Annotated in this window: 22 protein-coding genes; 21 read left to right on the top strand and 1 reads right to left on the bottom strand. The window is 65.6% G+C overall.

Features of this window, described 5'->3' with window-relative positions:
* The first annotated feature begins 115 nt into the window (after nt 1-115).
* From gap to OXR60_RS01395, 3 genes are read left to right on the top strand one after another with little or no spacing between them, the layout of a single operon-like run.
* Nucleotides 116-1,123 carry a type I glyceraldehyde-3-phosphate dehydrogenase gene (gene gap, locus OXR60_RS01405; RefSeq protein ID WP_267393301.1) on the top strand — a complete coding sequence of 336 codons (1,008 nt, stop codon included), beginning with the start codon at nt 116-118 and terminating at the stop codon, nt 1,121-1,123.
* A gap of 4 nt (nt 1,124-1,127) precedes the next feature.
* Nucleotides 1,128-1,589, top strand: coding sequence for an MOSC domain-containing protein (locus OXR60_RS01400; protein ID WP_267393299.1), 462 nt, complete (start codon nt 1,128-1,130; stop codon nt 1,587-1,589).
* 39 nt (nt 1,590-1,628) lie between these two features.
* Nucleotides 1,629-2,816 (top strand): phosphoglycerate kinase, encoded by a 1,188-nt coding sequence (locus OXR60_RS01395; RefSeq protein ID WP_267393297.1) that lies wholly within the window; start codon nt 1,629-1,631, stop codon nt 2,814-2,816.
* A 14-nt stretch (nt 2,817-2,830) separates the two neighbouring features.
* Here the strand turns inward: OXR60_RS01395 and OXR60_RS01390 are convergent, their stop codons facing one another.
* Nucleotides 2,831-3,364, bottom strand: a complete 534-nt coding sequence (locus OXR60_RS01390; protein WP_267393295.1) for a TlpA disulfide reductase family protein — start codon at nt 3,362-3,364, stop codon at nt 2,831-2,833.
* 140 nt (nt 3,365-3,504) lie between these two features.
* Between OXR60_RS01390 and OXR60_RS01385 the strand changes: the two genes are divergently transcribed.
* The 18 genes from OXR60_RS01385 (at nt 3,505) to nuoK (ending at nt 17,954) form a co-directional block, all read left to right on the top strand.
* On the top strand, nt 3,505-4,056 hold the full coding sequence (locus tag OXR60_RS01385) for a type II toxin-antitoxin system PemK/MazF family toxin (RefSeq protein WP_267393293.1): 552 nt from the start codon (nt 3,505-3,507) through the stop codon (nt 4,054-4,056).
* A 34-nt stretch (nt 4,057-4,090) separates the two neighbouring features.
* Nucleotides 4,091-4,999, top strand: coding sequence for a class I fructose-bisphosphate aldolase (locus OXR60_RS01380; protein WP_267393291.1), 909 nt, complete (start codon nt 4,091-4,093; stop codon nt 4,997-4,999).
* A 57-nt stretch (nt 5,000-5,056) separates the two neighbouring features.
* Nucleotides 5,057-5,737 (top strand): thiamine phosphate synthase, encoded by a 681-nt coding sequence (gene thiE / locus OXR60_RS01375; RefSeq protein WP_267393289.1) that lies wholly within the window; start codon nt 5,057-5,059, stop codon nt 5,735-5,737.
* An 87-nt stretch (nt 5,738-5,824) separates the two neighbouring features.
* Entirely contained in the window at nt 5,825-6,445 is a 621-nt protein-coding gene (locus OXR60_RS01370) for a M23 family metallopeptidase (RefSeq protein WP_267393287.1), read from the top strand.
* 55 nt (nt 6,446-6,500) lie between these two features.
* Nucleotides 6,501-7,064 carry an elongation factor P gene (efp, locus tag OXR60_RS01365; protein ID WP_267393286.1) on the top strand — a complete coding sequence of 188 codons (564 nt, stop codon included), beginning with the start codon at nt 6,501-6,503 and terminating at the stop codon, nt 7,062-7,064.
* Nucleotides 7,065-7,207: 143 nt separating this feature from the next.
* Nucleotides 7,208-8,020, top strand: a complete 813-nt coding sequence (locus OXR60_RS01360; RefSeq protein ID WP_267393285.1) for an inositol monophosphatase family protein — start codon at nt 7,208-7,210, stop codon at nt 8,018-8,020.
* Nucleotides 8,021-8,247: 227 nt separating this feature from the next.
* The gene (ndhC, locus tag OXR60_RS01355) at nt 8,248-8,622 is read left to right on the top strand and encodes an NADH-quinone oxidoreductase subunit A (RefSeq protein ID WP_267393284.1); all 375 of its coding nucleotides are present in this window, start codon (nt 8,248-8,250) and stop codon (nt 8,620-8,622) included.
* Nucleotides 8,622-9,179, top strand: a complete 558-nt coding sequence (locus tag OXR60_RS01350) for an NADH-quinone oxidoreductase subunit B (RefSeq protein ID WP_267393282.1) — start codon at nt 8,622-8,624, stop codon at nt 9,177-9,179. Before ndhC ends, OXR60_RS01350 begins: the two co-directional genes overlap by 1 nt.
* The gene (locus OXR60_RS01345) at nt 9,176-10,030 is read left to right on the top strand and encodes an NADH-quinone oxidoreductase subunit C (RefSeq protein WP_267393280.1); all 855 of its coding nucleotides are present in this window, start codon (nt 9,176-9,178) and stop codon (nt 10,028-10,030) included. Before OXR60_RS01350 ends, OXR60_RS01345 begins: the two co-directional genes overlap by 4 nt.
* 56 nt (nt 10,031-10,086) lie before the next feature.
* Nucleotides 10,087-11,301 carry an NADH-quinone oxidoreductase subunit D gene (locus OXR60_RS01340; RefSeq protein ID WP_267393596.1) on the top strand — a complete coding sequence of 405 codons (1,215 nt, stop codon included), beginning with the start codon at nt 10,087-10,089 and terminating at the stop codon, nt 11,299-11,301.
* Nucleotides 11,301-11,969: an NAD(P)H-dependent oxidoreductase subunit E gene (locus tag OXR60_RS01335; RefSeq protein WP_267393278.1), complete on the top strand. Its 669-nt coding sequence runs from the start codon at nt 11,301-11,303 to the stop codon at nt 11,967-11,969. The genes OXR60_RS01340 and OXR60_RS01335 overlap by 1 nt, the downstream gene beginning before the upstream one ends.
* The gene (gene nuoF, locus OXR60_RS01330) at nt 11,969-13,270 is read left to right on the top strand and encodes an NADH-quinone oxidoreductase subunit NuoF (protein ID WP_267393276.1); all 1,302 of its coding nucleotides are present in this window, start codon (nt 11,969-11,971) and stop codon (nt 13,268-13,270) included. The genes OXR60_RS01335 and nuoF overlap by 1 nt, the downstream gene beginning before the upstream one ends.
* Entirely contained in the window at nt 13,270-15,264 is a 1,995-nt protein-coding gene (gene nuoG / locus OXR60_RS01325; protein ID WP_267393274.1) for an NADH-quinone oxidoreductase subunit NuoG, read from the top strand. The genes nuoF and nuoG overlap by 1 nt, the downstream gene beginning before the upstream one ends.
* Nucleotides 15,265-15,290: 26 nt before the next feature.
* The gene (gene nuoH, locus OXR60_RS01320; protein ID WP_267393594.1) at nt 15,291-16,310 is read left to right on the top strand and encodes an NADH-quinone oxidoreductase subunit NuoH; all 1,020 of its coding nucleotides are present in this window, start codon (nt 15,291-15,293) and stop codon (nt 16,308-16,310) included.
* An 11-nt stretch (nt 16,311-16,321) separates the two neighbouring features.
* The gene (locus OXR60_RS01315; RefSeq protein WP_267393272.1) at nt 16,322-16,444 is read left to right on the top strand and encodes a hypothetical protein; all 123 of its coding nucleotides are present in this window, start codon (nt 16,322-16,324) and stop codon (nt 16,442-16,444) included.
* On the top strand, nt 16,441-16,926 hold the full coding sequence (nuoI, locus tag OXR60_RS01310) for an NADH-quinone oxidoreductase subunit NuoI (protein WP_267393270.1): 486 nt from the start codon (nt 16,441-16,443) through the stop codon (nt 16,924-16,926). Before OXR60_RS01315 ends, nuoI begins: the two co-directional genes overlap by 4 nt.
* Before the next feature lie 111 nt (nt 16,927-17,037).
* On the top strand, nt 17,038-17,649 hold the full coding sequence (locus OXR60_RS01305; protein ID WP_267393268.1) for an NADH-quinone oxidoreductase subunit J: 612 nt from the start codon (nt 17,038-17,040) through the stop codon (nt 17,647-17,649).
* 2 nt (nt 17,650-17,651) lie between these two features.
* Nucleotides 17,652-17,954 carry an NADH-quinone oxidoreductase subunit NuoK gene (gene nuoK, locus OXR60_RS01300; RefSeq protein WP_267393592.1) on the top strand — a complete coding sequence of 101 codons (303 nt, stop codon included), beginning with the start codon at nt 17,652-17,654 and terminating at the stop codon, nt 17,952-17,954.
* The last annotated feature ends 46 nt before the right edge of the window (nt 17,955-18,000 follow it).

Raw genomic sequence — 18,000 nt, 5'->3', positions numbered from 1 at the left:
CGGTTGACAGGGTGGGGCGCCCCCCGCAAAGGCGACCCGCCCGCCGTGGCCGGCGCCCTGCGATCCGGGGCAGGGCCGCGACGATCCAGCACGCGACACGCGAGGAGACTTTCGGATGACCAAGGTAGCGATCAACGGCTTCGGGCGCATCGGCCGCCTCGTCGCACGGGCGATCATCGAGCGCGACGGCCATGATCTCGAGCTGGTCGCGATCAACGATCTCGCCGATGCCAAGTCGAACGCCTGGCTGTTCAGCCGCGACAGCGTCCATGGCAAATACCCCGGCACCGTCGCCGCCGAAGGCGATGATCTGGTGATCGACGGCAAGCGCATCCGCGTCACCGCCGAGCGCGATCCCGCCAACTTGCCGCACAAGGAACTGGCCGTCGAGCTGGTGCTCGAATGCACCGGCTTCTTCACCGACAAGGCCTCGTGCCAGAAGCATATCGACGCCGGCGCCAAGAAGGTGCTGATCTCGGCACCGGGCAAGGGCGTCGACCTGACGGTGGTGTTCGGCGTCAACAACGACCAGCTCACCGCCGATCACACGATCGTCTCGAACGCGTCGTGCACCACCAACTGCTTGGCGCCGGTCGCCAAGGTGCTCAACGACAGCGTCGGTATCGAGCGCGGCCTGATGACCACCGTCCACGCCTATACCAACGACCAGAAGATCCTCGACCAGATCCACCCCGATCTGCGCCGTGCCCGTGCAGCGGCAATGAACATCATCCCGACCACCACCGGCGCCGCCCGCGCCGTTGGCGAGGTGCTGCCCGAGCTCAAGGGCAAGCTTGACGGCTCGGCGATCCGCGTGCCGGTGCCGGACGTCAGCCTGGTCGATCTCACCTTCACGCCCAAGCGCGACACCAGCAAGGAAGAGATCAACGCCATCCTCAAGGCGGCGTCCGAGAGCGGTCCGCTCAAGGGCATCCTGGTCTATTCGGATGAGCCGCTGGTTTCGATCGATCTGATGCACACGCCGCAGAGCTCGACGGTGGACAGCCTCGAGACGGCGGTGATCGACGGCAAGCTGGTCCGCGTCGTGTCCTGGTACGACAATGAATGGGGTTTCTCGAACCGCATGGTCGATACCGCCGCGGCGATGGCGAAGTTCCTCTAACCGGATGGGCGGCATCCTCGCCGGGATCGCGCGGCATGCCTTTCCCAAGGCGCCGATGGAGGTCGTCGACCACGTCAACGTCTCGGTTGAGGCAGGGCTGGAGGGCGACTTCCGCGGCGCGGTAAAACCCGGCGGGCGGGGCCGTCGCCAGGTCTCGCTGGTCGAACGCGGCGACTGGGAGGCTGCGATGGCGGCGGTTGGCCACAGCCTGCCGTGGCAGGAACGCCGCGCCAATCTGCTGGTCGACGGGCTCGACCTGCCGCAGATCCCCGGCACGCGGCTGCGGATCGGCACGGTCGTGCTCGAGATCACCCAGGAATGCGATCCGTGCAGCCGCATGGAGACGCTGGCCGCCGGGCTGAAGGCGGCGCTCACCCCGGACTGGCGCGGCGGCGTGCTGGCGAGGGTGATCGAGGGCGGCGCCATTGCTGTCGGCGACGTGATCCTCGTCGAGCCGGCGATCTGATACTTTACGTCAATTTCAACGAACCAAGCGGAGCGCGCGATGACCAGGACCTTCAAGACGCTTGATGATATCGGCGACGTCACCGGCAAGCGCGTGCTCGTCCGCGAGGACCTTAATGTGCCGATGGCCGATGGCGTGGTGACCGACGACACCCGGTTGCGCGCGACGATCCCCACCGTCACCGAACTGGCCGATAAAGGCGCGATCGTGCTCGTCCTAGCCCATTTCGGCCGGCCCAAGGCGCCGACCCCCGATCTGTCGCTGGCATTGGTGACCAAGCCCTATGAGCAGGTGCTCGGTCGCCCGGTCCGCTACATCGACTGGGAGGGCGCGGAAGACGCGGTGGCGACACTGCAAGCGGGCGACATCGCCGTGCTCGAGAATACCCGTTTTTTTGGCGGCGAGGAAAAGAACGATCCAGCGGTGGTCGATCGCTTCGCGGCGCTCGGCGATCTGTACGTCAACGACGCCTTCTCCGCCGCGCATCGCGCCCATGCTTCGACCGAGGGGCTCGCGCATCGCCTGCCCGCCTATGCAGGCCGCGCGATGGAGGCCGAGCTCGACGCACTGGAAAAGGCGCTGGGCAACCCCGCGCACCCGGTGGCGGCGGTGGTCGGCGGCGCCAAGGTCTCGACCAAGCTCGATGTGCTCAAGCATCTTGTCGGCAAGGTCGATCACCTGATCATCGGCGGCGGCATGGCCAACACCTTCCTCGCCGCACGCGGAGTCAACGTCGGCAAGTCGCTGTGCGAGCATGATCTCACCGGCACCGCCGACGAGATCATGGCCGCCGCGGACCGTGCCGGCTGCACCGTCCACCTGCCCTATGACGTGGTCGTCGCCACCGAGTTCAAGCCGAACCCGGCTACCCGCACCGTCAACGTCCACGAGGTCGCGGCCGACGAGATGATCCTCGATGTCGGTCCGGCGGCGGTCGAGGCGCTGGGCGACGTGCTCAAGAATTGCCGCACCCTGGTGTGGAACGGGCCGATGGGCGCGTTCGAGACACCGCCGTTCGATGTCGCCACTGTCAGCCTCGCCAAGACCGCGGCGGCGCTCACCCAGGATGGCAGCCTGGTCTCGGTCGCCGGCGGCGGCGACACCGTCGCCGCGCTCAACCAGGCCGGCGTCGCCGATCGCTTCACCTTCGTGTCGACAGCCGGCGGTGCCTTCCTCGAGTGGATGGAAGGCCGCGACCTGCCCGGCGTCGCGGCGCTGACCAACTGATCAGCCCGCGCTGATCAGCTCGCCGCGGCGAGCTTGGCCGGTGCCGCTTCGTTGAGGAGCGGCACCAGCACGCCATTGAGTTCGTCTAGCGTGAAAGCGCCGGCCTTGGCGTAGCGGATCACGCCGGTGCGATCGATCACGTAGTTTGTCGGCAGCGCCCCCATGATGTCATAGGGCCCCTTGATGCGCCGTGCCGACCGGATGGCCATCGCCGCGAACAGCGGCTTCAGCTTGAAGACCGGCAGCGAATCCTCGGTAGCGATGGCGATGACCCTCAGCCCACGATTGCTGCGCGCCCGATAATAGGTGTCGAGCAGCGGCAGTTCCGCTCGGCACGGGCCGCACCAGGTCGCCCAGAAATTCAGCACCACCACCTGCCCACGCAGATCGGCGAGCCGAACCTTGCTGTTGTCGAGCATGGTCAGCTCGAAATCGGGCGCGCTTGTGCCGACCGTCAGCCGTTTGTCGGCGGCCGCACCGGCTCCCGTTCCGGCTGCCGTGCCCGCTATGAGCAGCAGGGCTGCAGCCCACTGGGCCATCCTCTTCATCGTCCTTGTCCCCCCTGAATTAGAATCCATCGGAATTCACGTCATTCGTCAAGAGGAAGGGCGGGGCGATCCAAGCCATTCTGCAGTTGAACCGAACACCGGCGTGAGCTAGCGTTTAACATGTTAAACGGGGATAGGTGATGCTGGGCGTTCGGCTCGATACCGATTTGGAAGAACGGCTTGCCGCGGTGTCGCGCACCCAGGGGCGCAGCAAGAGCGATGTCGCACGCGAGGCGGTGCGTCGCTTCGTTGATCTGCACGACGACGCCTATCGGCGCGAGGCGCGGCGCCAGTCGCTGCGCGCCTCTGCTCGCGACGATGCCGCGGACGAACGGTTCTGGGCGAATCCTGCGCAGCCCGATGGCGGCGCCGTCGGCCATGGCGCGATCGTGCTCGTTGCCGACTGGGGGGACGGAGCCGAGCGGCCGTGCGTGGTCGTTCAGTCCGATCTGTTCAACGAGTCTCACAGCACCGTCACTTTGTGCCCGCTGACCAGCAGGGTGGGGGGCGAGGCGCTGTTCCGCGTCACGGTCTCACCGCGCGAGCAGAACGGGTTGACCGCCGAATGCGAGGTGCAGGTCGATCGTATCGCCAGCATCCCCCGCACACGGCTGCGCGGCGTGATCGGGCACGCCTCCGCAACCCGGATGGAGCAGATCGACCAGGCGCTGCGCCGCTGGCTGATGCTTTGACCGACCTGTTGTTCTTGTTTCCAAGGAGCCTGCCATGACGCCGACCGTCCAAGCAATTCTCGACAACTATGAAGCGACCAGCCCGGCGGTGAAGGCGAACCTTGCCCGCATCCTGATGCACGGCAAGCTCGGCGGCACCGGCAAGCTGGTGATCCTGCCGGTCGATCAGGGCTTTGAACATGGTCCGGCGCGCTCGTTCGCGATCAACCCGGCGGCCTATGATCCCCATTACCACTATCAGCTCGCCGTCGATGCCGGTCTGTCCGCTTATGCAGCGCCGCTCGGCGCCCTCGAGGCGGGGGCGGATACCTTCGCCGGGCAGGTCCCGACCATCCTCAAGCTCAACAGCTCGAACAGCTGGGCGACCAGCATCGACCAGGCGGTGACCGGCAGCGTCTCGGATGCGCTGCGGCTCGGCTGCGCGGCGATCGGCTTCACCATCTATCCGGGCTCGGACCAGATCCTCGAGCAGATCGAGGAATTTCGCGAACTCGCCGAAGAAGCCAAGTCGGTCGGCATCGCCACCGTGCTGTGGAGCTATCCGCGCGGCGGCAAGCTCTCCAAGGAGGGCGAGCTCGCGCTCGACGTCGGCGCCTATGCCGCGCATATCCCGGCGCTGCTCGGCGCGCACATCATCAAGGTCAAGCTGCCGACCGCGCACATCGAGCAGCCCGAGGCGCAGCAGGCCTATGCGGGCACCGACTGGTCTAGCCAGGCCGATCGCGTCCGCCATGTCGTCCAGGCAAGCTTCGCGGGGCGCCGCATCGTCGTCTTTTCGGGCGGCGCCGCCAAGGGCACCGACGCCGTCTACCAGGATGCGCGCGACATTCTCGCCGGCGGCGGCAACGGCTCGATCATCGGCCGCAACACCTTCCAGCGCCCGCGCGAGGAGGCGCTGGACATGCTCGCCAAGCTGATCGCCATCTACAAGGGGGATGAATAGAACGAGGCATAAGCGCGCTGCTTTCGCTGGCGGCACGGACAGGGTAGGGGGGCTGGCATGATTGAAGACGATCCCCTCGGGCCCCTCGACCCTGATTTCGCCGCCAACTTCAAGCGGACCGACCGCCGGCCGCCCTGCCAATTGTACCTGATCTCGCCGCTCGACGTCACCGGCGGCTTTGCCGACCGGCTCGCGCGTGCGCTCGACGCGGGGCCGGTCGCCGCCTTCCAGTTCCGCATCAAGGACGTTGACCAGCATGCCGCCGCAGCGCTCGCAGATCCGCTGCAGCGGATCTGCGCCGAGCGCGACGTGGCGTTCATCGTCAACGACAGCATCAGCCTTGCCAAGCGGCTCGGGGCCGATGGCGTCCACCTCGGCCAGGAGGATGGCGACTCGCGCGAGGCGCGCACCGCGCTTGGGCCCAACGCCCAGATCGGCGTCACCTGCCACGACAGCCGCCACCTCGCGATGGAGGCCGGCGAGGCCGGCGCGGATTATGTCGCGTTCGGCAGCTTCTATCCGACCACCACCAAGGAGGTGAAGCATCACGCCGAGCCGTCGATCCTGTCGTGGTGGGCGTCGATGTTCGAGCTTCCCTCGGTAGCGATTGGCGGGATCACCCCGGCCAATGCCGCGCCGCTGATCGTCGCCGGCGCCGATTTCATCGCCGTCTCGGGTGCGGTGTGGAACGGCGACGAGGCTGCGGCGATCCGCGACTTCGCCGCGCTGCTCGGCTAGGCCAGACCACGATCGTTCCGTATGGGAAACAAAGCGGCGGGTCGCCCGTTGTTTTCGGACGGGAGAACGAACGATGACGGCGACGACATGGCGGGTGCGAGCATGACGCGGCTCGGCTGGGGCATTCTCGGGCTGATTGTCGCCGGACTGGGAGCCTTCCTGTCGATGACCAGCTTCGGCAGTGGGGGCGAACGCATGTCGATCGCGGTGCCGCCGCCAACAGATCGCGAGTCGCGGTCCGAGCGTCTGGCGTCACTCTCCACCGGCGTGCTCGCCGTACCGGTCGCGGGTATCGCGCGCAGCGCGATCCGCGACAATTGGGGCGAGGCGCGGGGCGGCGGCGCGCGCAGCCACCACGGCACCGACATCGCCGCGCCGGCCGGGACGCCGGTTGTCGCCGCGGCCCCGGGCGTGGTCGAGAAGCTGTTCCAGTCGCGGCTCGGCGGCACCACCGTCTACGTCCGCTCGCCTGACCGCCAGATGGTCTATTATTATGCCCACCTCGCCGGTTACGTGCCGGGGCTGCACGAAGGCCAGGCCGTGACGACGGGCGAGCGGATCGCCTTTGTCGGCGACACCGGCGATGCCGGACCCGGCAATTACCACCTCCATTTCGGGCTGCAGCGTACCCGCCCGGACGAGCGCTGGTACCAGGGTGAGGACATCAACCCCTACCCGATGCTTGCCGCCCGGCGGCCCGCAAGCTAAAGGCGCGCCATCGGGCGCCGCTGGGTGCCCTCGCTCTTTGCAGTAGGTCAAATCCATGAAGATCAGCGGCGTGGACATTCGTCCCGGCAACATCATCGAGTATGAAGGCGGCATCTGGCGTGCGGTGAAGATCCAGCACACCCAGCCCGGCAAGGGCGGCGCCTACATGCAGGTCGAGATGAAGAACCTGATCGATGGCCGCAAGAACAACGTCCGCTTCCGCTCCGCCGAAACGGTCGAGCGCGTCCGCCTCGACACCAAGGACTTCCAGTTCCTGTTCCGCGACGGCGATGCGCTGACCTTCATGGACAAGGACAATTACGAGCAGATCACGCTCGATGCCGGCATCCTCGGCGATGCCGCGGCCTTCCTTCAGGACGGCATGGACGTGGTCCTCGAACTCTATGACGAGCGCCCGATCTCGGTCGAGCTGCCGAGCACGATCGAGGCGACGATCGTCGAGGCCGACGCCGTGGTGAAGGGGCAGACCGCCTCATCGAGCTACAAGCCCGCGCTGCTCGAGAATGGCGTGCGCGTGATGGTACCCCCGCATATCGGCGCCGGTACCAGGATCGTGGTTGATGTCTACGAACAGACCTACGTCCGCCGCGCCGACTGATCGCATCCCTCTCCCGTCGGGAGAGCACGGCCCAGCGTTCCGAAGCCCGGCGGGGCCCATGCCTCGCCCGGCCTCACCATCCCACCGTCACCAGCGGCGGGTCCTTCTCTCTCCCGCCGGGAGGGGGGTATCGAGAAGAAACCATGCCCAGCCATTCCGGCATCATGACCGTCATCGAGCGCGCCGCCCGCAAGGCCGCGCCGCAGCTTCGTCGCGACTTCAACGAGGTCCAGCACCTCCAGGTCAGCCGCAAGGGACCGGCGGATTTCGTGACCATGGCCGACAAGCGCGCCGAGGACACGCTCTACCAGGAGCTCAGCAAGGCGCGGCCGGACTGGGGCTTCCTGATGGAGGAGGGTGGCGAGGTGATCGGCGATCCGAGCAAGCCGCGCTTCATCATCGATCCGCTGGATGGCACCTCCAACTTCCTCCACGGCATCCCGCATTTCGCCATGTCGATCGCGGTCGAGGAGCCGTTGCCGAGCGGCAAGCGCGAGGTGACCACCGCGTTGATCTACCAGCCGCTGACCGACGAGAGCTTCTGGGCCGAGAAGGGCCGCGGCGCCTGGCTCACCGACCAGCGGCTACGCGTGTCGTCGCGGCGCGACATGAGCGAGGCGCTGATCGCGACCGGCATCCCGTTCCTCGGCCATGGCGATTTCGTCCAGTGGAGCCGCATCTTCGGTGCCGTCGCCCCTGAGGTTGCCGGCATCCGCCGGTTCGGCGCCGCGGCGCTCGATCTCGCCTGGGTCGCCGCCGGCCGCTACGACGGTTATTGGGAATCCGGGCTCAAGCCGTGGGACGTCGCCGCCGGCGTGTTGCTGGTCAAAGAAGCCGGTGGCTTCGTCACCGATTTCCGCGGCGGCGATCGAGCGATGGAGCGTAACGAGTTCCTCGCCGCCAACGATTCCCTCCATTCGCGACTGCACAAACTGGTGGCGAGCGCGCTGCGCTGATCCGCCGCTGATGAGCCGGCGGGGTTTGCATCGCCGGTCATCGTTACTATCTGTAAAAGCACGGGATCTCATCAGCGTGGCGAGGTTCCGGCGCCTATAGTGCGGCCGGTGGCTAACGGTCGTACGCCTGACCTATTTTTGCGAGTGATTCTCAAGGCCTCGCGGCCTTGCCGGGTCGTTTGCATCGTCCTAAAGCCACCCCATCATTCGCACTTGCGAGAAGCCAATTGGTCGATCTGTCGCAATACCTGCCGATCCTGCTATTCCTCGGCGTCGCCCTGGCGCTGTCGAGCGCCTTTGTGTTCCTGCCGATGGTAGTCGGTCGGCTCACCGGGGCGCACAAGCCCAACGAGCAGAAGCTCTCCGAATATGAATGCGGGTTCCCGGCCTTCGAGGATCCGCGCAGCCAGTTCGACGTGCGCTTCTACCTCATCGCCATCCTGTTCATCATCTTCGACCTCGAAGCCGCCTTCATCTATCCCTGGGCGGTCTCTGTCTTCACCCTCGGGTGGACGGCTTGGTTCTCGATGATGATCTTTATCGCCGAGCTTGCGCTTGGCCTCGTATACGCATGGAAGAAGGGAGCGTTGGATTGGGAATGATGCCCTCTTCCGGACCCGTCGAGCTCGATCGCGCGGCTTCTGCCAGCTCGCTCGTTCCGCCCGACCAGGGCTTTTTCGACAGCCTCAACGGCGAACTGACCGACAAGGGCTTCCTTGTTACCTCAACCGAGGATCTGTTCCAATGGGCCCGTACCGGCTCGTTGTGGTGGATGACCTTCGGCCTCGCCTGCTGCGCGGTCGAGATGATCCACGTCAACATGCCGCGTTACGACCTGGAGCGGTTTGGCGCCGCGCCACGGGCGAGCCCGCGCCAGTCTGACGTGATGATCGTGGCTGGCACGCTGTGCAACAAGATGGCACCGGCACTGCGCAAGGTCTACGATCAGATGTCGAACCCGAAGTATGTGATCTCGATGGGATCCTGTGCGAACGGCGGCGGCTATTACCATTACAGCTACAGCGTTGTGCGCGGCTGTGACCGGATCGTGCCCGTCGACATCTACGTGCCGGGCTGCCCGCCGACGGCCGAGGCGTTGCTCTACGGCATCATGCAGCTGCAGCGGAAGATCCGTCGCTCGGGGAGCATCGAACGGTGAGGGCGCCTGCTCCTGCCTTTGCGGCCAACCTCAATGGTGAGACGATCGATGCGGTTCGCGCCGCGGTTGGCGCTTCGCTGATCGACGCGGTCGAGCAGGTTGGTGAGGTCGCGCTGTACGTCGAGCGCCAGGCGATCGTCACGGTGCTTGCCGCGCTGCGTGACACGCCCGGCCTCGAATATCAGCAGCTGATGGAGATTGCCGGCGTCGATTATCCGGAGCGCCCGGAGCGCTTCGAGGTGGTCTATTGTCTGCTGTCGCTCACGCGCAATCATCGCCTCCACGTCCACGTCTCGACCGATGACGCCCAGCCGGTGCCGTCGGTGACCGGGCTGTGGCCGGTCGCCGGCTGGCTCGAGCGCGAGGTGTACGACATGTACGGCGTGCTGTTCACCGGCAACGCCGACCTGCGTCGCATCCTCACCGACTATGGCTTCAGCGGACATCCGCAGCGCAAGGACTTCCCGCTCAGCGGCTTTGTCGAGATGCGCTATTCCGAGGAAGACAAGCGCGTCGTCTACCAGCCGGTGCAGCTGGCGCAGGACTTCCGCACCTTCGACTTCCAGAGTCCCTGGGAAGGCGCGCAATATGTGCTGCCGGGTGACGAAAAGGCGGCGCTGCCCGAGGCCAAGGGTGCGCCGACGCCGCTGAACGCCGATGCGATCCAGAAGGCCGATGCCGCCCAGTCGCCTGCCAAGGCGCCGACCGCGGGTAGCGAGCCTTACGCCAAGAACGACGCCACCAGCACCGCGAAGACCGGCGCTGGCGACGCTGATGCCGGCAACAAGCGTGAAGACAAGCCCGTGGACGCCGACGTCGTCCCCTCCAAGGGCGAAGGACAGAACCAGTGAGCCAGGAAACGCTGATCGCGCCCGCCACGACGACGGTCGATCCTTATGTCGACGAGCTGCTGGACAAGACCAGCGGCGCGCACCCGACCGAGGGCGATGTCGCGATCCAGAACTACACCATCAACTTCGGGCCGCAGCATCCTGCCGCGCACGGCGTGCTGCGGCTGGTCACCGAACTTGATGGCGAGATCATCGAGCGGATCGATCCGCACGTCGGCCTGCTGCATCGCGGCACCGAGAAGCTGATCGAGTACAAGACCTACGCGCAGGCGATCCCTTACTTCGATCGCCTCGATTATTGCTCACCGATGTGCATGGAGCACACGTTCGTTCTGGCGATCGAGAAGCTGCTCGATCTCGAGGTGCCGGAGCGCGCGCAGTATCTCCGCGTGTTCTTCGCCGAGCTGACCCGCATTTCCAATCACATGCTCAACCTCGGCAGCCATGTGATGGACGTCGGCGCGATGACGCCGAACCTGTGGCTGTTCGAGATCCGCGAGGATTGCTTCAATTTCTTCGAGCGCGCGACCGGTGCGCGGATGCACTCCAACTATTTCCGTCCGGGCGGCGTCCATCAGGATGTGCCGCTCAAGCTGCTCACCGATATCGCCGACTGGCTCGACACCCGCCTGCCGCGGCTGTTCGAGGATGCGATCAGCCTGGTTGCCGACAACCGGATCTTCAAGCAGCGCAACGTCGATATCGCGATCGTCAGCCGCGAGGATGCGATCGCCTGGGGCTTCTCGGGCCCGATGATCCGCGGCGCCGGCATTCCCTGGGATCTGCGCAAGTCGCAGCCCTATGATGTTTATGCCAAGATGGACTTCGACATTCCGGTCGGCACCCGCGGCGATTGCTATGATCGCTTCATGGTCCGCGTCGAAGAGGTCCGTCAGTCTGCACGGATCATGAAGCAGTGCCTCCGCGACATGCCCGAGGGACCGATCGCCAGCAGCGACCGCAAGGTGGTGCCGCCCAAGCGCGCCGAGATGAAGCAGTCGATGGAAGCCCTGATCCATCACTTCAAGCTCTATACCGAGGGCTATCACGTCCCCGCCGGCGAAGTGTATGTCGCCACCGAGAGCCCGAAGGGTGAGTTCGGCGTGTTCCTGGTCGCGGATGGTTCCAACAAGCCGTATCGCTGCAAGATCCGCCCGACCGCGTTCAGCCATCTCCAGGCGATGGACTTCATGAGCCGCGGCCACATGCTTGCCGACATCACGGCGATCCTGGGCGCGATGGATATTGTTTTTGGTGAGTGTGACCGCTGATGGCTGAAGCAGCGCAAATCCCCGACGAAGCCGAGACCCGCGCCCGCTGGGGCGGCTTCACTTGGTCGGACGAGAATCAGATCACGGCCAACGAGATCCTCGGTCGCTACCCCAAGGGTCGCGAGCAGTCGGCGTCGATCCCGTTCCTCGATCTCGCCCAGCGCCAGGTGGGGGCGGAAACGCATACCCAGGGCTGGCTGCCGGTGCCGGTGATCGAGTTCGTGGCGCGTCAGATCGGCGTGCCGTATATGCGCGTGTTCGAGGTCGCGACCTTCTACACGATGTTCAATCTCGCCCCGGTCGGCCGGTTCCACGTCCAGGTGTGCGGCACCACGCCGTGCATGCTGCGCGGGTCGGACGACGTGCTCGCGGCCTGCAAGAACCGTGGGCTCGTCAAGGGCGGCACCACGCCGGACGGCATGTTCACGCTGACCGAGGTGGAATGCCTCGGCACCTGCGCCAACGCGCCGATGGTCCAGATCAACGACGACAATTACGAAGACCTGGACTACGATCGCACCGTGGCGGTACTCGAGGCGCTGGCCAAGGGTGAACAGCCCAAGACCGGTTCTACCATCGGCCGCCAGACCAGTGCGCCGGAAGGCGAGCCGACCACGCTCACGGCGATGGTGGGCGACAACCACGATTATCGGAGCGAGTGGGCCTGATGCTGGCTGACAAGGACCGCATCTTCACCAACGTCTACGGGTTCCAGCCATGGAACCTCGAGGGCGCGCTGAAGCGGGGCGACTGGGACAATACCAAGGCGCTGATGACGCTTGGCCAAGATGCGATCATCGACGTGGTCAAGGCCTCGGGGCTGCGCGGCCGCGGCGGCGCCGGCTTCCCGACCGGGACCAAATGGTCGTTCATGCCCAAGGAGCCCAAGCCGGACCGGCCGAACTTCCTGGTTATAAACGCCGACGAGTCCGAGCCGGGCTCGTGCAAGGATCGCGAGATCATCCGCCACGATCCGCACAAGCTGATCGAGGGCGCGCTGATCGCCGGCTTCGCGATGCGCGCTCGCGCCGCCTACATCTACATCCGCGGCGAATATATCCGCGAGGCCGAAACGCTGTTCGCGGCGGTGGCCGAGGCCTATGACAAGGGCCTGATTGGCAAGAATGCCAGCGGTTCTGGCTATGATTTCGACGTCTTCGTCCACCGCGGCGCCGGCGCCTACATCTGCGGCGAAGAAACCGCGATGCTTGAGAGCCTTGAGGGCAAGAAGGGCCAGCCGCGGCTCAAGCCGCCGTTCCCGGCGGGTGCCGGCCTTTATGGCTGCCCTACGACGGTGAACAACGTCGAATCGATCGCCGTGGTCCCGACCATCCTCCGCCGCGGCGCCGCCTGGTTCTCCTCCTTCGGACGCGACAACAACAAGGGCACCAAGCTCTTCCAGATCTCGGGGCACGTGAACCGGCCTTGTGTGGTGGAGGACGCGATGGGGATCTCCTTCCGCGAGATGATCGAAACGCACTGCGGCGGCATCCGCGGGGGCTGGGACAACCTGCTCGCGGTGATCCCGGGGGGCTCGTCGGTGCCACTGGTGCCCGCGCGCGATATCATGGACGCGCCGATGGATTTCGACGGCCTCAAGGCGGTTGGCTCGGGGCTCGGCACCGCTGCGGTGATCGTGATGGACAAGTCCACCGACATCGTCCGCGCGATCAGCCGGATCTCCTATTTCTACAAGCATGAGAGCTGCGGCCAGTGCACGCCGTGCCGCGAGGGCACCGGCTGGATGTGGCGGGTGATGGAGCGGCTGCGCACCGGCGACGCCGACATTTCCGAGATCGACACGCTGCAGCAGGTCACCAAGCAGATCGAAGGCCACACGATCTGCGCGCTCGGCGATGCTGCGGCCTGGCCGATCCAGGGTCTGATCAAGCATTTCCGCCCCGAAATCGAACGCCGCATCCGCGAGCGCGGCGGCGATCTGGCACCGATGATGGAAGCTGCCGAGTAATGCCCAAGCTCAAGGTCGATGGAATCGAAGTGGAGGTGCCGCAGGGCGCCACCGTGCTTCAGGCGTGCGAGATCGCGGGCAAAGAGATCCCGCGCTTCTGCTATCACGAGCGGCTCAGCATCGCCGGCAACTGCCGGATGTGCCTGGTCGAGGTGAAGCCCGGCCCGCCCAAGCCGCAGGCCTCCTGCGCGCTGCCGGCCGCGGACAACCAGGAGGTGTTCACCACCTCGCCGATGGTCAAACAGGCCCGCGAGGGCGTGATGGAGTTCCTGCTGATCAATCATCCGCTCGATTGCCCGATCTGCGATCAGGGCGGTGAGTGCGATCTGCAGGACCAGTCCGTCGCGTACGGCAAGGGCCACAGCCGCTACACCGAGAACAAGCGCGCGGTGACCGAGAAGTACATGGGCCCGATCGTCAAGACGATCATGACCCGGTGCATCCAGTGCACCCGCTGCGTGCGCTTTGCCGAGGAAGTCGCCGGCGTCGAGGAAATCGGCGCGATCTATCGCGGCGAGGACATGCAGATCACCTCCTACCTCGAGCAGGCGGTGACGAGCGAACTCAGCGGCAACGTCGTCGATCTCTGCCCGGTCGGTGCGCTGACCTCCAAGCCCTACGCCTATGAGGCGCGGCCTTGGGAGCTCAAGAAGACGCTGGCGATTGACGTGATGGACGCGGTGGGCACCAACATCCGCCTCGACAGCCGCGGCCGCCAGGTGCTGCGCTGCGTGCCGCGCATCAACGAGGACGTCAACGAGGAGTGGGCGAGCGACAAGACCCGCCACCATGTCGACGGCCTGGTCCGCCGCCGCCTCGACAAGCCGTTCATCCGCAAGGGCGGCAAGCTCGTGCCGGTCAGCTGGGACGAGGCGTTCGCAGCGATCAAGGCGGTCAATGCCGGATCGAGCGTCGCCGCGGTCGCGGGCGACCAGCTCGACTGCGAGACGATGTACGCCGCCAAGGCGATGCTCGCCGCGATGGGGTCGACGCTGCTCGAAGGCCGCCAGACGGGCATGGACTATGATACGTCCAGCCTCGCCGCGGTGAACTTCAACACCACCATCGCCGGCGTGGAACAGGCCGATGCGATTCTGCTGGTGGGCACCAACCTGCGCTGGGAAGCGCCGCTGGTGAACACGCGGATCCGCAAGGCGATCAAGAAGGGCGCCAAGGTCTATGCGATCGGGCCCGAGACCGACCTGACCTACAAGGTCGAGTGGCTCGGCAGCGAGCTGTCGCTGCTCGGCAATTTGCCGGAAGCCGCGGCGGAGCTGTTCCGCAACGCCGCCAAGCCGATGGTCATCGTCGGCGGTGGCGCGTTGAAGGGCGGCCATGGCGCTGCGCTCAAGTTCGCGAGCGAGTTCAACCTGGTGCGTGACGGCTGGAACGGCTTCAACGTCGTCCACATGGCCGCGGCGCGGATGGGCGGGCTGATGCTCGGCTATGCGCAGACGGGCGGCATCGCCGACCTCGCCGATGCCAAGCTCACCTTCTTCCTCAGCGCCGACGAGGTGGACTTCACCAAGTTCGCCGGGTTCAAGGTCTATGTCGGTCATCATGGCGACCAGGGTGCGCACCATGCCGACGTGATCCTGCCGGGCGTCACCTATGCCGAGAAATCGGGTACCTGGGTGAACCTCGAAGGCCGCGTCCAGCGTGGCGAGCGGGCCGTGTTCGCCCCCGGCGATGCGCGCGAGGATTGGACGATCTTCCGTGCATTGTCCGAAGTGCTCGGCCACACCCTGCCGTTCGACAGCCTGGCCGGCCTGCGCGAGGCGATGGCGACCGAGGTTCCGGCGCTGCGCAGCCCCGGCCTTGCCACCTTCGCCTGGAACCCGCCGTCGCTGGACGGTGCCGCGCAGGGTGATCTCGCCGGCTACCCGATCAAGGATTTCTACCTGACCAACGCGATCTGCCGCGCATCGCCGACGATGCAGCGCTGCTCGGCCGAACTGATCCATGGCGAAGAGTTCGCGGAGGCCGCGGAGTGACTAATTTCTTCACCTACACGGTCGGCATGCCGTATGGCTGGGCGTGGTTCGTCGCGACCATCATCGGCATTCTGGTGATCGCGCTGCCGCTGATGCTGGCGGTGGCGATGATCATCTATGCCGATCGCAAGATCTGGGCGGCGATGGCATTGCGCCGCGGCCCCAACGTGGTCGGCCCGTTCGGCCTGCTGCAGAGCTTTGCCGATGGTCTCAAGGTGTTCCTCCAGGAAACCATCGTGCCGTCGGCGGCCAACCGCGGGCTCTTCCTGCTCGCACCGATCATCACCTTCACGGTGGCGCTGATCGTCTGGGCGGTGATCCCGTGGCAGGCGGGCGTGGTGCTTGCCGACATCAACGTCGGCCTGCTCTACGTGCTCGCGGCCTCGTCGCTCGGCGTCTACGGCGTGATCCTGTCGGGCTGGGCGTCCAACTCCAAATATCCCTTCTACTCGGCGCTCCGCGCGGCCGCGCAGATGGTCAGCTACGAAGTCGCGATCGGCTTCATCCTGATCTCGGTGGTGATGTGGGCGGGCAGCTTCAACCTGTCCGACATCGTCGTCGCCCAGCAGGGCCATGGCCTCGGCTGGATCAACGGCTTCTGGATCAACCCGCTGCTGTTCCCGATGGCGGTGATGTTCTTCATCTCCAGCCTCGCCGAGACGCAGCGCGCGCCGTTCGATCTTACCGAGGCGGAGAGCGAGCTCGTCGCCGGTTACCAGACCGAATATAGCTCGATGAGCTTTGCGCTGTTCTGGCTCGGCGAATATGCCAACGTCATCCTGATGTGCGCGCTCAACGCTACGCTGTTCTGGGGTGGCTGGCTGCCGCCGCTGAACATCGGCTTCCTCTATTGGGTGCCGGGCATCATCTGGCTGCTGCTGAAGATGGGGTTCTTCTTCTTCCTGTTCAGCTGGGTGAAGGCGACCGTGCCGCGTTACCGGTATGATCAGCTGATGCGGCTCGGCTGGAAGGTGTTCCTGCCCCTGTCGCTGTTCTGGGTGTTCCTGGTGTCGGGCGTGCTGATGCTGATGCGGGTACCGATGTGATCGGCGCGCGCATGCAGACAGCGATCGAACGCGCGGGGCTGCGGCCCGGCGCGCTGCTTAACCGGGCCCTGGCGGGCGTGGTGATCGGCTTGGTGGTCGTGTTGATCGACCGAATGATAGGAAACGGATCGTGAGCGTCGCTCAGCTCGTCAAATCGTTCACGCTTTGGGAATTCGTGAAGGCTCATGCCCTCACGCTGAAGTATTTCTTCAAGCCCAAGGCGACGATCAACTACCCGTATGAAAAGAACCCGCTGTCGCCGCGCTTCCGCGGCGAGCATGCGCTGCGCCGTTATCCCAATGGCGAGGAACGCTGCATCGCCTGCAAGCTGTGCGAGGCAGTGTGCCCGGCACTGGCGATCACCATCGAGGCCGAGCCGCGTGACGACGGCAGCCGTCGCACCACGCGCTACGACATCGACATGACCAAGTGCATCTACTGCGGCCTGTGCCAGGAAGCCTGCCCGGTCGACGCGATCGTCGAGGGGCCGGACTTCGAGTTCGCCACCGAGACGCGCGAGGAGCTGATCTACGACAAGGCCAAGCTGCTCGACAACGGCGATCGCTGGGAGCGTTCGATTGCGGCGAACCTTGCCGCCGATGCGCCGTACCGCTAGGCGCCCGCGCATGGTTCTTCCCACTTCCGTCATCCCTGCGCCTGCCGGGATCTCGTGCTTCAAGCCCAACCTCGAACAGACCATGGCGCCTGCCGTGGTGACGGTGACGCTGTGATCCAGGCCCTCGCTTTCTACCTGTTCGCGATCATCGTGATCGGCTCGGGCGCGATGACCATCTCGTCGCGCAACCCGGTCCATTCGGTGATGTGGCTGATCCTCGCGTTCTTCAACGCCGCCGGGCTCATGGTGCTGGTCGGCGCCGAGTTCATCGCGATGCTGCTCGTCATCGTCTATGTCGGCGCGGTCGCGGTGCTGTTCCTATTCGTAGTGATGATGCTCGACATCGAGGTTGCCGAGATGCGCGCGGGCTTCGCACGCTATCTGCCGCTCGGTCTGGCACTCGCCGCCGGGCTGCTGATCGAGATCGTGATCGGCCTCAAGGCATGGACCGCTGGTGGCGTACAGGTCGCGCAGCGGATCGCACCGGTCGACGCCGCGGTGCCGAACATCCAGGCGATCGGCAATCTGCTCTACACGCGCTATCTGTTCGTATTCGAAGGCGCCGGCTTTGTGCTGCTCGTCGCCATGATTGGTGCGATCGTGCTCACCCATCGCCAGCGCGGCGGTGTCCGTGGCCAGAACATCAGCCGCCAGAACGCGCGCCGTCCGCAGGACGCGACGCGCAACACGCAACCGCAAGTCGGGCAGGGGGTCCAGCTGTGACGATCGGCCTAATCCATTATCTGGTCGTCGCGGCGATCCTGTTCACCATGGGGGTGCTCGGCATCTTCCTTAACCGGAAGAACATCATCGTCATCCTGATGGCGATCGAGCTGATCCTGCTCGCGGTGAACCTCAACCTGGTCGCCTTTTCGGCCTATCTGCACGATCTCGTCGGCCAGGTGTTCGCGATGTTCGTGCTCACCGTCGCAGCTGGCGAGGCGGCGATCGGCCTCGCCATTCTGGTGATCTATTTCCGTGGCCGCGGCACGATCGCGGTCGATGACGTCAACCGGATGAAGGGGTGATGTCCTTGCACGCTACGCGTAATACCTCCCGCAAGCGGAAGGCCGG

The sequence above is a fragment of the Sphingomonas sp. GC_Shp_5 genome (assembly GCF_026540855.1).
Taxonomy (GTDB): Bacteria; Pseudomonadota; Alphaproteobacteria; order Sphingomonadales; family Sphingomonadaceae; genus Sphingomonas.
Note: the sequence above shows the minus strand (reverse complement) of the source record. Positions and strands in the feature narration are given on the sequence as shown.

Excerpts from the sequence above, each read along its gene's own strand:
- OXR60_RS01380 (WP_267393291.1), top strand. The coding sequence starts at position 4,091 with ATGACGCCGACCGTCCAAGCAATTCTCGACAACTATGAAGCGACCAGC.
- nuoF (WP_267393276.1), top strand. The coding sequence starts at position 11,969 with ATGCTGGCTGACAAGGACCGCATCTTCACCAACGTCTACGGGTTCCAG.
- gap (WP_267393301.1), top strand. The coding sequence starts at position 116 with ATGACCAAGGTAGCGATCAACGGCTTCGGGCGCATCGGCCGCCTCGTC.
- efp (WP_267393286.1), top strand. The coding sequence starts at position 6,501 with ATGAAGATCAGCGGCGTGGACATTCGTCCCGGCAACATCATCGAGTAT.
- OXR60_RS01395 (WP_267393297.1), top strand. The coding sequence starts at position 1,629 with ATGACCAGGACCTTCAAGACGCTTGATGATATCGGCGACGTCACCGGC.
- OXR60_RS01315 (WP_267393272.1), top strand. The coding sequence starts at position 16,322 with ATGCAGACAGCGATCGAACGCGCGGGGCTGCGGCCCGGCGCGCTGCTT.
- OXR60_RS01350 (WP_267393282.1), top strand. The coding sequence starts at position 8,622 with ATGCCCTCTTCCGGACCCGTCGAGCTCGATCGCGCGGCTTCTGCCAGC.
- OXR60_RS01335 (WP_267393278.1), top strand. The coding sequence starts at position 11,301 with ATGGCTGAAGCAGCGCAAATCCCCGACGAAGCCGAGACCCGCGCCCGC.
- OXR60_RS01390 (WP_267393295.1), bottom strand. The coding sequence starts at position 3,364 with ATGAAGAGGATGGCCCAGTGGGCTGCAGCCCTGCTGCTCATAGCGGGC.
- OXR60_RS01385 (WP_267393293.1), top strand. The coding sequence starts at position 3,505 with ATGCTGGGCGTTCGGCTCGATACCGATTTGGAAGAACGGCTTGCCGCG.
- OXR60_RS01400 (WP_267393299.1), top strand. The coding sequence starts at position 1,128 with ATGGGCGGCATCCTCGCCGGGATCGCGCGGCATGCCTTTCCCAAGGCG.
- OXR60_RS01370 (WP_267393287.1), top strand. The coding sequence starts at position 5,825 with ATGGCGGGTGCGAGCATGACGCGGCTCGGCTGGGGCATTCTCGGGCTG.
- thiE (WP_267393289.1), top strand. The coding sequence starts at position 5,057 with ATGATTGAAGACGATCCCCTCGGGCCCCTCGACCCTGATTTCGCCGCC.
- nuoH (WP_267393594.1), top strand. The coding sequence starts at position 15,291 with ATGCCGTATGGCTGGGCGTGGTTCGTCGCGACCATCATCGGCATTCTG.
- OXR60_RS01360 (WP_267393285.1), top strand. The coding sequence starts at position 7,208 with ATGCCCAGCCATTCCGGCATCATGACCGTCATCGAGCGCGCCGCCCGC.
- nuoG (WP_267393274.1), top strand. The coding sequence starts at position 13,270 with ATGCCCAAGCTCAAGGTCGATGGAATCGAAGTGGAGGTGCCGCAGGGC.